Consider the following 13171-nt stretch of genomic DNA (forward strand, 5'->3'; position numbering starts at 1 on the left):
AGGAATCTTAAGCTAATTTTGAAGCTAATAAACGAGGAAATAAGTAAAAAGAAGGCAATTCTGTTCTAAATCGAACAGAAAGTGCCTTCTTTTTTTGAACATGAATACATTTTAAATATCGTAAGTTTTTTGTGCCTTCTTACAGCTAGTTAGATGCATAAAATACCGTTTGTATAGATAACTTTCAATTCTCTGACTCGATGACTCGGCCCATATAGTATTCATCTACGTATTGTCCATTAATGAGCAAGGAGTTTTTTCTTAGCCCTTCATTTTCAAAGCCAGCCTTTTGGTAAAGTCTATATGCCACCACATTCTCTTTTACAACGGTGAGCTCTAGCTTAGTGACCCCATTTTGTTTTGCCCAGAGAAATGCTCGGTTAATAAGTGAAGAGGCAACACCTTTTCTAGAGAACTGCTTTTTTACTCCTATTACTAAAGAGGAGCGATGTCTTGCTCTAGGAGCAGAATGACCTTGAAGTAATATAAAGCCCGCAAACTGTCCATTCATAATGGCTAGGAAAAGGACCGAGTTAGGCGAGCTTTTCCAAACAGTCATCTGCTTTCTTATATGCTGCACGGTCATTTGGAAATCAGACTCCCCATACAGCATAAAGTCCGTTTCTGAAAAAATAGTCTCCTGCAAAGTAATGAAGGGACGAGCATCCTCTAGTTCTGCTTCTCGGATAACTAATATATCTTGATCTATGTCGTTTTCCTCATCTTCTACTTCATTCATTGCCTGAAAGATAACCGTCTCTCCTAAAACTACATCCTTTACTGAATACCCATAATTTATCCACGCAAAGTAGTGTAAGGCAGGTGGTTTTGTTTTTTTCCACCAACTGCTGCTTAAGTAGGCTGCATTTGGTAGTGCTTGCCCTATGATTGCCTCAATTTCTTCATATGTAAGGATAAATTCTTTTTTAATGCACTTTTTAAAGTAGTTAGATAGGGGAATATACTTACTCTCAAATTGTTTAACCATTATGAATTTATCACTCATTTCTATCTTTAAAATAAAATATAGGCTAATTATAGCATTTCCTTTTAACTATTCATATATCTAAAAGCATATTAATTGGTAAAAAAATACCTAAAAAGGATGCTGCCCATAAATAGACAGCATCCTAGCTTAAAGATTTATTACACTTCAGTTAAATTTAAATTCAGTGCAGGTCCGAAGAATTCGTAATGAATACGATCTTTTGCAAATCCAAGCTCTAACAAATGATTGATCATCGCTTCCATAAAGCTTACAGGACCACATACATATACATCTCCATCTTTGTGAGCGTACTCTTTAATAATCTCTTTAGTTATATATCCATCTCCTTCTTCGGAGTATAGAGATTTATATACGCCATTTTCCAAGGAATCTATTAAAGAGCGAATATCTTGGTCAAAGGGATGTAAATTCTTCTTACGTGTACTACATATAAAGGAAACAGAACGTTCAGGCTGATTGTTTGCTACTGTTTCAAGCATACTCATCATAGGTGTGATTCCTACTCCGCCGCTAATAAAAGTTACTGGAGCAGTTTCTTCCATATTGAGCGTAAACTCCCCAGCAGGAGCGCTTATCTCCACTTTATCACCTATATTCATTTGTTTATGAAGATGTACGGATACTTTTCCTTCAGGATTGCTTTCGTCTTCTTTCTTTACGGAGATTCGGAATGCGTCTAAATCAGAAGCTTTAGATAGACTATATTGTCTGTTCATCAAATATTGTTCTCCTGGAATATTTACTCGTACAGTAATATATTGACCTGGTTCATAGGAAGGTAAGGCACCTCCGTCTGCAGGCTTAAAGTAAAATGAGGTAATATTATCACTTTCCTTCACCTTATCAGTAATGATAAAGTCTTTAAAAAATCTCCAGCCTCCTTCTTGATTTTCGGCTGCTACGTACATATCCTCTTCAATTCCTATAAAAGCATCTGCGATCACTCCATATGCTTCAGCCCATGCATTAATTATTTCGTCTGTTGCCGCATCGCCTAATACTTCTTTTATAGCTCCTAATAGATGTTGACCGACAATCGGATAATGTTCAGGCTTAATCCCTAAACTTACATGCTTTTGCCCAATCTGTTTTACGGCAGGAATAATAGCAGCTAAGTTATCAATATGAACAGCTGCGGCATAGACCGTATTAGCTAAAGCATTTTGCTGGCGACCTTTCTCTTGGTTAGCATGATTAAAAATATTTAATAGCTCTGGATGAGCTTCAAAAAGATTTCTATAAAATGTAGTTGTGATTGCTACTCCGTGTACTTCTAAGACAGGGACAGTGGATTTTACTATATCAATTGTGTGTTGGGATAACATATGCATCTGCACATCCTTTTCATTTTCAGCGCTATCCGTATGTGCCTGCATGACTTATTCACAAGAGCATAAATAATAGCGCTTTGTTTTTATAAGTTCAACATACCCCTCCTCAAAATTAAAAGCAATATTTAAAATACATCTTTTAATCTTTGTAAATAAACAGTCACATTTCTTTCACGAGTTTGTCATAGTAGGTATAATGGAATGAATGGCGGTGTTAGTATGAGAATGACAATGTATACAGACTTTTCGCTTCGAGTATTGATCTATCTAGGAGCAAAAAACAAAGGCGACCTATCAACTATTAAAGATATTTCAGAAGCATATGGTATTTCTAAAAATCATTTAATGAAAGTGACCTATGATTTAGGGAAACTTGGGTATATTGAAACGATTCGTGGCAGAGGTGGCGGTATTCGTTTGGCTATGGAACCAGGGGAGATTAACATAGGACAAGTTGTACGGAAGACAGAGGATGATTTCCATTTAGTAGAATGCTTTGATTGTCAGGCAAATCGATGTGTCATAACTCCAGCTTGCGGGTTAAGGAGAGCTTTAAATAGAGCACTAAAAGCCTATTTAACGGTGCTAGACGAATATACACTTGCAGACTTTCTTAATAACAAGGATGTATTAGCAAATTTACTTTTCAATGATAGACAAGATATATGATAAAATAAGGTCGGAAAAAGATTTTTAGGAGGATTATTCATGGAAAAGGTACTAGTTTTTGGACATCAAAACCCTGATACAGATACAATTACTTCAGCTATTGTATATGCATATTTAAAAAATGCAATTGGCGTAGAGGCTGAGGCAGTTCGTTTAGGCGAATTAAACAATGAGACTAAATATGCACTTGAGAAATTTGGGTTTGAAGCTCCGCGATTGATAAAAAATGTAGAAACGGAAGCGGAAAAAGTAATTCTAGTAGATCACAATGAAAAACAACAAAGTGCAATTGGAATAGAAGAAGTACAAATTACAGAGGTTATTGACCATCATCGTATCGCTAACTTTGAAACAGCAGATCCCTTGTATTATCGAGCAGAGCCAGTAGGGTGTACTGCTACGATCATCAATAAAATATTTAAAGAAAAAGGTATCGAAATACCATCTAACATTGCCGGCTTGATGCTATCAGCTATTGTTTCAGATACGTTATTATTTAAATCTCCAACGTGCACGGAAGAAGATATTACGGCTGCGCGTGAATTAGAAAAACTAGCAGGTGTAAATGTGGAAGAGTATGGCCTAGCTATGCTAAAAGCTGGAGCTGATCTTAGCGATAAGAGCCTAGAGGACCTACTTTCGTTAGATGCGAAAGAGTTCACTATGGGTGAACATAAGGTAATCATTGCTCAAGTTAATGCTGTCGACGTGAATGATGTGATGGGACGTCAAGAGCAATTAGAGGAATTGATTAACGTTGAAATTCAAGAAAAAGAATTAGACCTCTTCTTCTTTGTAGTAACAGATATCTTGAATAATGACTCCGTTGCTTTAGCGTTAGGTAAAATGGCATTAAAAGCAGAGGCAGCATTTAATGTGGCATTCGTTAATAACGTTGCATTATTAAAAGGTGTCGTTTCACGTAAGAAGCAAGTAGTACCAGCATTAACAGAGGCATTAGCTGAATAAATATAAAAATTTCTAGTGTAGTTTCTAGGAAGTAACATTGGAAAAATAAGACTGGGACATAACTAGCCAATAAATTAAAAAAAGACGTGAAATCAGCAACTTGATTTCACGTCTTTACTTTTTTTAGGCTATGTTAAAGCGTAGGGTTGATTTATGATGCAAAAAAATCTTAGATCAAAGAGTAGAATTGATTTCCGCACCAGCCGGACGCTTTCCTCGGGGTGAGCGATAAGCCATCACCCATCGCTAACGCGCGTGGTTGTGATGTCTTATCTGTCTCCCTCATCCCGTAAGAGTCGCCGTCTGGCGCTCCAATCAATAAACGGGAACAGCTTTAGCAGCGATAAAGCGCTAATAAATTTACTCGCATAAACAAAGCTAAAAAACTGTCCCCAACCCCAATTTCATCATCTACTTATGTTCTTAATAGCCATTTGAAAGTTCCTATGTTTATGTTTACAGTCACTATAAAAAAGAATTGTTAGTCAAAATCAACCAATAACTTTAACAAAGCTTTTTTTAAAGGGTAACTGATTTCTGGGGGAACAGCGCGAGCTGAAAGCCTAAGCAGGAGCAAAGCGACGAGGAGATTGAAGTCGTGACCCGCAGAAAGCGCCAGCCGTAGTGGAAAATAACTACAATGTATGTTGAAGAGAATTTTTTCCCAGCCAAATTTTTTAATAGTAGAAAACTTAAGAAACGACCTCATGTCTCAGATTAGGAGGTTACGATAACTGGCTTTATTAATCATTAAGAACTATTTAAAACAAATCTTTATCAGGAAAAAATAAAATTAATTTACGTTATCTTGTTATTTGTAGGACAAATAGGGTATATAGCAAAGAGTATAAAATTAGGAGGGAAATAATATGGGGTGGCTTGAGACCTTTGTTGATGGGTTCAATAATATTTTATGGACTTATATATTGATTGCCTTGCTCGTAGGAGCAGGCTTGTATTTTACGTTTAGCACAAAATTTGTTCAGTTTCGTTTGTTTGGTGAGATGTTTCGTTTAATTACAGAGAAAAAAGAAGAAAAGGGTGGAGTTTCTCCCTTTCAGGCATTTACAATCAGTACTGCATCTCGAGTAGGTACAGGTAATATAACGGGAGTGGCTTTAGCGATAGGTATTGGCGGGCCAGGGGCTGTATTTTGGATGTGGATCATAGCTATTATTGGTATGGCGACTGCATTTATTGAAAGTACTTTAGCGCAAGTATATAAGGTGAGAGACGGTAAAAACTTTCGTGGTGGCCCGGCGTACTATATGGAGAAGGCTCTAGGAAGTAGAAAACTTGGAATAGTGTTTAGTATTCTATTAATCCTGTGTTTTGGGTTTATATTTAATGCCGTACAGTCTAATACAATTGCTGCTTCAGTTGGAGAAGTATTTGATATTCCTCCTTATATAATCGGGATTGTTTTAGTAATATTAACAGCGGTTATCATCTTCGGTGGTGTACATAGAATTGTCCGTGTTACTCAGATAGTTGTTCCTGTAATGGCCTTATTCTATTTGGCGATTACACTTTTTGTAGTTATTACAAATATTTCTGAAGTTCCCGGAGTATTCAAATTAATTGTTACACATGCGTTTGGTCTAGAGGAAGCTGTTGGCGGAACAATCGGAGCGGCTATCATGCAAGGAGTTAGACGTGGTTTATTTTCTAATGAGGCAGGGATGGGGAGTGTTCCAAATGCTGCCGCAACTGCAAGCGTATCTCATCCAGCGAAACAAGGCCTTGTTCAAAGTTTAGGTGTATTTTTTGATACAATTATCATTTGTTCAGCAACCGCATTTATTATTATTTTGGCAGGCCTTTATAGCACAGGTGAGGATGATGGGGTTGTTCTTACCCAGAACTCATTAGCTGTTCATGTTGGTGAATGGGCTCCTTACTTTGTAGCAATAGCTATTCTTTTCTTTGCCTTTAGTTCTGTTATGGGTAACTATTATTATGGGGAAACGAATATAGAATTTATGAATGCAAGCAAGGGATGGCTAACTGCTTATCGTTTTGTCGTATTAGGTATGGTCATGTTTGGTTCCATTGCACATGTTCAGCTCGTTTGGAGCCTAGCCGATCTGTTTATGGGATTAATGGCAACGCTGAATATAGCGGTCATAATCCTCTTGGGTAAAGTAGCCTTTAAGGTATTAGACGATTTTACAAGGCAACGAAAAAAAGGGGAAGATCCAGTCTTTTATGCAAAATCAATTCCAGGACTGAAAAATACAGAGTGCTGGGAAGAAGATAGATAATCAGTAAAGAAGCTGGAAACATTCTCATAAAGGCTGCGAAAATTTTACGAACAGTAAAATTTCGCAGCTTTATTTTTTCTAATCATTGTTTTAGATATCATCTAGTTTTTTTCTGAGAAGTCCCAAGTCTCTCATTTTATAAAATCCATTTTGTATTTTACCTTATGAGTTTTGTAATAATATAGGCGGGTATCAAAAGTTTAAGAGATTTACTATCATGCTATTTCCATTCTTATGTATTTTGTTGAATAAACTTTCATGAATAGATAGACACTAGTATAAATAAAGGAGGAAACATAATGACAGAAAAGATACTACCGGGAAACTTAGAGTCTTATTGGTTAGCTAATAATGAACTCCCATTGTTTCCTAAATTAAATGAAAATATAGAAGTAGACGTATTAGTAGTTGGAGCAGGTTTAACAGGAATAACTGCTGCTTATTTATTAAGTAAAAGTGGTAAATCAGTAGCAGTGATTGAGGGAAGTAAAATTTTAAATGGAACAACGGGTTTTACAACTGCAAAGGTAACTGCCCAGCATGGACATGTATACCAGCAACTGATCAATACTTTTAACGAAGAAAAAGCAAAGTTATACTATGAAGCACAGGTGGACGCTCTTAACTTCGTGGAACGTACCGTCTCAGATTTAGGTATTAAATGTGATTTTGAAAAGGTAGCTGCCTACATATATGCAGATACGGAAGAGGGAGTAGATACTGTTACAAAGGAAATGGACGCCTATGAGAAGTTAGGTATTGGTCCTGCTACTTTAACGGAACAAACAGAGCTTCCATATCAGGTGAAAAAAGCACTTAGGTTAGACAATCAAGGACAGTTCCATCCTGTAAAATATGCCAAAGCTTTAGTAGATCACTCAGTACAAAACGGGGTACATTTCTTTGAAGAGACTAGAGCTAAAGACGTTCTTTCAGATAATATTGTTAAAACAGTAGACGGTCATAAGATAAAAGCGAAGAAAATTCTAGTTTGCAGTCATTATCCATTTAACGACGAGAATGGCTTATACTTTACACGGTTAGAACCACATCGCTCGTATGTCATAGCCGCTCCTGCAGAAAAAAACTCTCTGAAGGGTATGTACATTAATGTAGAGCAACCTACAAGGTCAATTCGTTCAGCTTTAGGGTCAGACGGGAAAAGATATATTTTGTTGGGCGGAGAAGGTCATGTGACAGGAAGGCAGGAGGGAGATACTACTGCTAAGTATGAAACTTTAGCTGCCTATGGTCGGGAAAAGTTTAACTTTCAATCGTATAACTATCGATGGTCTGCACAAGATTTAGAAACATTAGATAAAGTCCCCTATATTGGTGTGATGACCTCTGACAAACCGGATGTATTAGTGGCAACTGGGTACCGAAAATGGGGGATGACTAACAGTGTAGTTGCAGCTCAAATTATGGTAGACAATGTATTAGGGAAAGAAAATAGATTTGCAGAATTCTTTGCACCTACAAGATCAAAAATGAAAAAAGAAGATATTACTAAATTCACAAAAGCTAACGCGAGTGTTGCTAAGGAATTTGTGAAAGGTAAGACCGAAAAAGTAGATCTCCAACTAGAGGATTTAAAAGTAGGTACAGGTGATATTGTAAAAGTAGAAGGAAAAAAGGTAGGCGCATACAAGGACCAGGATGGAAAAGTGTATTTAGTTAAACCAGTATGTACCCATCTGGGGTGCGATGTTGCGTTTAATAATGCAGAAAGCTCTTGGGATTGTCCATGTCATGGTTCACGCTTTAACTATAAAGGTGAGGTGCTGGAGGGACCAGCGTTCGAACCATTAAAAAGATTAAACTAAGAAGGCTAAGATTCTTAGCCGTTATATAAGAGCTAAGAAAGTTATTTATACTTTCTTGGCTCTTTTTGTGTTGTTTTTCTTATTCACGCTATCAGATATCATTAGTATTGTCTTTCTAAAGTATATCGATTAAAATTATCGATATACATAAAGGAAGTGATCGATATAAAAAGGAGAAGAGGGTTTGTTCAGCTAGCGATACTACATTTGTTAGAGGAAGGGCCGAAGCATGGTTATCAGCTGATGAAGGAATTAGAAAACCGCTCTGGTGGATTTTATTCGGCCAGTGCAGGGACAGTATATCCAGCTTTACAGGAATTGATGGAGCAAGAAATGATTGAGTTATTACTTGAATCAGAGAAGAAGACTTACTCTCTAGGTGACAAGGGGCAGTTTCGACTTAAAGAATACTCTGAACAAAAAAATGAAGACTTTTGGGATAATTGGCAGTCAAGATGGGAATGGCAAAATTCGTCGGAGGCCATTCAGCTTAAAGAGAAACTTGATTTATGGGAGGAAGAATTAAGGAAAGCAGTTAAAGCCTCTAGAAAAGATAAGGAAAATACAATTAGGTTAACAAATTTCATCCAATCTATTACAAAGCAATTGCAAAAAGAAAATCTATAGAAGGGGGAGATAATATATGAAATCCCTACAAAAGCTGCTTCGTTATTTAAAACCATATACGGTTTTTGCTATATTAGCTCCTTTACTCATGTGTTTAGAGGTGGCAATGGATTTACTCCAGCCAACGATTATGCAGCATATTATCGATAATGGTATTGCGGAAAATGATAATGCCTATGTTATCCAGATGAGTATATTAATGCTCGTCACCGCATTTATCGGTTTAATAGGAGGAGCTGGTTGTACGGTTTATAGTTCCAAGGCTGCAGTCAATTTTGCTGCTGACATTCGGAGAGATGTCTTTCAAAAGACACAGCAATTTTCTAGTGGTAACACAGATACCTATGGAACTGGAAAGCTTATCACGATTGTGACAAATGATGTCACTTCAGTACAGCAGGCATTAATGATGACATTACGTATTTTCGTACGAGGACCATTGTTGTTTATAGGCTCAGTTATTATCGTATGGGTCACTGCAAGAGAGTTATTTCCAGTATTATTAGTGACTATACCTATTTTAATGGCATTTATTTATTTCTTCTCTTCAAGAACAGGCAAGCTTTTCGTCAAGGTACAGAAGGCAATGGATAAAGTAAATACGAAGTTACAAGAGACATTTTCTGGTATTCGAGTTATAAAAGCATTTAATAGAAAGCATCATGAAATAGAATCTTTTAAAAATGTGAATGACACTTTGACTAAAAGAAATATGGCTGCAGAACAAGTTATCTTATCGCTAATGCCTGTCATGTTATTTATCGTAAATGTAGGTGTTGTTTTTGGAATGTGGATGGGTGCCATCAAAGTAGATGAAGGGACTATGCAGGTTGGAGTTATTCTAGCTTTTATCAATTATCTTAATATTATTATGAATGGTCTTATTTCAAGTAGTCATGTATTAATGCAAATTACTCGTTCCTTTACCTCAGCAAACCGTATTCAGCAAGTTTTAGATACGAATATTGACATACAAGAGCCAGTAAATCCGAAACATCATACTCATGTAACTGGAGAAGTAGAATTTAACCAAGTTAACTTTAGCTATAGTAAAAACGGCGAATATGTCTTAAAGGATATATCATTTCACGCGAATCCTGGAGACACAATTGGCATAATTGGATCAACAGGAAGCGGTAAGTCTACTCTAGTAAAGCTCATATCTCGGTTATATGACCCAGATACAGGAACGATTCAAATAAGTGGTAAAGATATAAAGGAATACCCTTTAAAAGAGTTACGAAGTCTAATCGGATTTGTCCCTCAAAAGGCTACTTTGTTCTCTGGTACTATCGAGGAAAATTTACGCTATGGAAATGAAAATGCAGATATTAGACAGATGGAAAATGCAGCTCGCTCGGCAGTAGCCTACGAGTTTATCGAGAAGCTGGAGCAAGAATTTGAACATGAGCTGATGCAGGGTGCAACCAATTTATCCGGAGGGCAGAAGCAACGCTTATCCATGGCGCGGGCCTTTATTCGCCAGCCTAAGATTCTAGTTTTTGATGATTCTACATCTGCAGTAGATGCGTTGTCTGAAGCAACAATACAAAAGACTTTAAAAGAACAGTACGGAGAAGCAACGGTGTTTATCATTTCTTCTAAAGTATCTTCTATCATTGATGCCAATCAAATATTAGTCATTGACGATGGTCGTATTGAAGCTACTGGCTCACACGATGAGCTTCTGCAGACTAGTAAGGTATATAGAGAGATTTATGAAACGCAAAGTGGGAAGGGGGTCCTTTCAGATGAATAAAGCATCCACTCAACCACCCAATGCCATGGGAAGGGCTCGAGGTCCAAGAGGGTTCGGAGGCCCTGTGGTCAAGGCAAAGGATAGTAAAGGCACCATTAAGAGAATATGGGGTTACTTAGAGAAACAAAAAATAGCTCTCATCGCAGCAAGCGGCTTTGTTATTGTGTCCACCTTGCTAAATTTACTTGCACCATACCTTATCGGAGTCATAATTGATGACTATATTATTCCTAAGGATTTAAATGGTACTCTTCGTTTCTTAATATTTTTAGCATTAGTATATACAGCATCTTCGATATTCACTTGGCTACAAACATTTTTAATGGTGCGAGTGTCGTTAAAAACCATCCAATCACTGCGCCAGGAATTGTTTATTAAATTCCAAACCTTATCATTACGATTCTTTGATAAACGAACCCATGGAGACCTTATGAGTCGTGTGACGAATGATATAGAGAGCTTAAATAATGCATTGAGTCAAAGCGTTATCCAAATATTTTCTTCCATTCTGATGGTAAGTGGAGTGGCTATCGCAATGTTTGCATTAAACTGGATATTAGCGATTGTATCACTGCTAATCATTCCGCTTATCATTTTTACTACGAAAAAAATCATCAAATATAGCAGCAGTAACTTTATAAAAAGACAGCGAGATTTAGGAGAGTTAAATGGTTTTATAGAGGAAGCAATTTCAGGTAATGAGGTTATTACTCTTTTTGGCCAAGAAGAGAATACGTTTAATAAATTTTCAAGTGTAAATGAAAGGCTGCGAGGCTCTGCCATGGCAGCAGATACAGTATCCGGATTTTTAGGCCCAATCAATAACTTCATCAATAATCTTGGACTTGCGCTAATTATCGGAGTAGGGGCAGTGATGACAGTACAAGAGATGGCGACAGTTGGAATTATTGCTGCTTTTGTTACCTATTCTCGTCAATTCTTCCGTCCGATTAACCAACTATCTAACCTGCTTAACACTTTTCAATCTGCGATAGCAGGGGCTGAAAGGGTATTTGAGATTATGGATGAATCACCAGACATGCAAGATAAGGAAAATGCTTTAGATATAAAATCCTTCAAGGGGGATGTACAATTTTCTCATGTAAACTTCTCGTATGAAAAGGAAGCCCCTATCCTAAAGGACATAACCTTTCAGGTAAAGGCAGGAGAGAAGGTTGCATTAGTTGGTCCCACTGGATCCGGCAAAACGACTATTATAAATCTACTTATGCGCTTTTATGATATTGATTCTGGAAGTATTCAAATAGATGGAGTTAACATTCAAAACTATAAAATTAGCCAGCTACGAGAAAAAATTGGAATCGTGCTTCAAGATACGTTCTTGTTTTCTGGAACAATTATGGAGAATATTCGCTATGGACGTTTAAATGCTTCAGAGGAGGAAGTTGTAGCTGCAGCCAAAATGGCATCTGCTCATAGTTTCATCAAGCACTTGCCAGACCAGTATGAGACAATCATCACCTCCGGTGGCTCAAGTCTTAGCCAGGGTCAGAGACAGCTTCTAGCGATTGCTAGAGTAATATTGGCGGATTCGGACATTCTCATATTAGATGAAGCTACTTCTAGTATAGATACGAAGACAGAGATTGAGATTCAGCGAGGATTAAATAGGTTATCAGAAGGACGAACCAGCTTTGTGATTGCACATCGCCTAAAAACGATAGAAAACGCTGATCGAATATTGGTTATCCATCATGGGACGCTAATTGAATCTGGAACACATGAGCAGTTGCTACAGAAAAAAGGGTTCTACTATGACCTATATGAAAGTCAATTTAATATTTAATATAAAACTCTGAGAGGCTTGTCAATGGCCTCACAGAGTTTTTTAAAATTAAAAGTATTTTAGAACTAATAACTTTAGGTGGCTAAAGTGAAATATAAGTCGAATTATACAACAAAAGAAATAAACCTTAGTATGAAAGTAGCTAATTTTTTTTACGTTTTAGAGCTATTTTCAATAGAGACTTTCACAACTTAAAGAAGTAGCTTTTAGTACAAGAATGTTCAATAATTAAGATAAGAAAAAAAAGGAATTGAGGTGAAAAGAATGGAGAGAACGTTTTCGGTCAAACTATTATTTGAACATATTTCCTCGCCTGAATCTATGCCTAATAAAACATTTGAAGAAACCATCAACATCGTTCGAGCACCTAGATTTGAAGATGTAGATCGTTTAGTAAAGGAACATTTTAAAGACGTCACTTATACCAATGCCTTTGGAGAAAAGACAATAATAAAATTAGTGATGATTCTTGATGTTTTCGAAATGGTTGACAAAATTGAAGAATCACTAGAATTTGCAGAAGTCTACAGCCACCATATAATCCTCGATGAAGCAGCTCACCTAGATAGAACTTATTGAAAAGAATATAAGATAAGATGGTGGGACAAAACCCACCTCAAATTAAAAGCAGTTCAAATTTTACGATGTGTAAAACTTGAACTGCTTTATTTTATGCCTACTTTGTAGCCGTTGTACTCCGTTACAGCGGACGCTTTCCTGGGGGCACGGGTCGAGCCTGTAGTCTCTCCCACGTGCTTGTCCCCTAGGAGTCGCCGCCTTCACTCCGTACAACTAGTATAATTACATTCATGGTCAAAACAGTACGAGAAAAGATCTCGTGAGATATTTTCCTAAATACACTTAAAGAGAAATCCAAAGTGCAATTTCCCTTTAAGTGTAATGATAAAAT

The 13171-nt window shown here is 37.0% G+C and carries 10 protein-coding genes; 8 read left to right on the plus strand and 2 right to left on the minus strand.

Going from position 1 to position 13171, the window contains the following annotated elements:
• Positions 1–184: 184 nt before the first annotated feature.
• Together MKX96_RS02420 and hmpA are read right to left on the minus strand one after the other, a co-directional pair.
• Positions 185–988, minus strand: coding sequence for a GNAT family N-acetyltransferase (locus MKX96_RS02420; RefSeq protein ID WP_340881713.1), 804 nt, complete (start codon positions 986–988; stop codon positions 185–187).
• Positions 989–1146: 158 nt separating this feature from the next.
• Positions 1147–2334, minus strand: a complete 1188-nt coding sequence (gene hmpA / locus MKX96_RS02425; protein ID WP_340885849.1) for an NO-inducible flavohemoprotein — start codon at positions 2332–2334, stop codon at positions 1147–1149.
• 225 nt (positions 2335–2559) lie between these two features.
• On the opposite strand from hmpA, the gene MKX96_RS02430 reads away from it, so the two are divergent.
• The 8 genes from MKX96_RS02430 to MKX96_RS02465 all read left to right on the plus strand — a co-directional run bounded on the left by MKX96_RS02430 (position 2560) and on the right by MKX96_RS02465 (position 12840).
• Complete coding sequence (locus tag MKX96_RS02430) at positions 2560–3009, plus strand: Rrf2 family transcriptional regulator (protein ID WP_298470888.1); 450 nt, start codon at positions 2560–2562, stop codon at positions 3007–3009.
• Between the two features lie 39 nt (positions 3010–3048).
• On the plus strand, positions 3049–3978 hold the full coding sequence (locus MKX96_RS02435) for a manganese-dependent inorganic pyrophosphatase (protein ID WP_298470890.1): 930 nt from the start codon (positions 3049–3051) through the stop codon (positions 3976–3978).
• 869 nt (positions 3979–4847) lie between these two features.
• Positions 4848–6242, plus strand: a complete 1395-nt coding sequence (locus tag MKX96_RS02440; protein ID WP_340881716.1) for an alanine/glycine:cation symporter family protein — start codon at positions 4848–4850, stop codon at positions 6240–6242.
• Between the two features lie 299 nt (positions 6243–6541).
• Positions 6542–8068 carry an FAD-dependent oxidoreductase gene (locus tag MKX96_RS02445; protein ID WP_340881718.1) on the plus strand — a complete coding sequence of 509 codons (1527 nt, stop codon included), beginning with the start codon at positions 6542–6544 and terminating at the stop codon, positions 8066–8068.
• Between the two features lie 156 nt (positions 8069–8224).
• The gene (locus tag MKX96_RS02450) at positions 8225–8695 is read left to right on the plus strand and encodes a PadR family transcriptional regulator (protein ID WP_340881719.1); all 471 of its coding nucleotides are present in this window, start codon (positions 8225–8227) and stop codon (positions 8693–8695) included.
• Positions 8696–8711: 16 nt separating this feature from the next.
• A complete protein-coding gene (locus MKX96_RS02455; RefSeq protein ID WP_340881720.1) occupies positions 8712–10454 on the plus strand; it encodes an ABC transporter ATP-binding protein in 1743 nt (580 codons plus the stop codon).
• A complete protein-coding gene (locus MKX96_RS02460) occupies positions 10447–12261 on the plus strand; it encodes an ABC transporter ATP-binding protein (RefSeq protein ID WP_340881722.1) in 1815 nt (604 codons plus the stop codon). The genes MKX96_RS02455 and MKX96_RS02460 overlap by 8 nt, the downstream gene beginning before the upstream one ends.
• A gap of 264 nt (positions 12262–12525) precedes the next feature.
• Positions 12526–12840, plus strand: coding sequence for a DUF4288 domain-containing protein (locus tag MKX96_RS02465; protein WP_169358504.1), 315 nt, complete (start codon positions 12526–12528; stop codon positions 12838–12840).
• Positions 12841–13171 lie beyond the last annotated feature (331 nt).

Origin of the sequence: Psychrobacillus sp. FSL W7-1493, from assembly GCF_038004905.1 — a bacterium.
Taxonomy (GTDB): Bacteria; Bacillota; Bacilli; order Bacillales_A; family Planococcaceae; genus Psychrobacillus.

Excerpts from the sequence above, each read along its gene's own strand:
- MKX96_RS02465 (WP_169358504.1), top strand. The coding sequence starts at position 12,526 with ATGGAGAGAACGTTTTCGGTCAAACTATTATTTGAACATATTTCCTCG.
- MKX96_RS02435 (WP_298470890.1), top strand. The coding sequence starts at position 3,049 with ATGGAAAAGGTACTAGTTTTTGGACATCAAAACCCTGATACAGATACA.
- MKX96_RS02420 (WP_340881713.1), bottom strand. The coding sequence starts at position 988 with ATGGTTAAACAATTTGAGAGTAAGTATATTCCCCTATCTAACTACTTT.
- MKX96_RS02430 (WP_298470888.1), top strand. The coding sequence starts at position 2,560 with ATGAGAATGACAATGTATACAGACTTTTCGCTTCGAGTATTGATCTAT.
- MKX96_RS02440 (WP_340881716.1), top strand. The coding sequence starts at position 4,848 with ATGGGGTGGCTTGAGACCTTTGTTGATGGGTTCAATAATATTTTATGG.
- MKX96_RS02445 (WP_340881718.1), top strand. The coding sequence starts at position 6,542 with ATGACAGAAAAGATACTACCGGGAAACTTAGAGTCTTATTGGTTAGCT.
- hmpA (WP_340885849.1), bottom strand. The coding sequence starts at position 2,334 with ATGTTATCCCAACACACAATTGATATAGTAAAATCCACTGTCCCTGTC.
- MKX96_RS02460 (WP_340881722.1), top strand. The coding sequence starts at position 10,447 with ATGAATAAAGCATCCACTCAACCACCCAATGCCATGGGAAGGGCTCGA.
- MKX96_RS02455 (WP_340881720.1), top strand. The coding sequence starts at position 8,712 with ATGAAATCCCTACAAAAGCTGCTTCGTTATTTAAAACCATATACGGTT.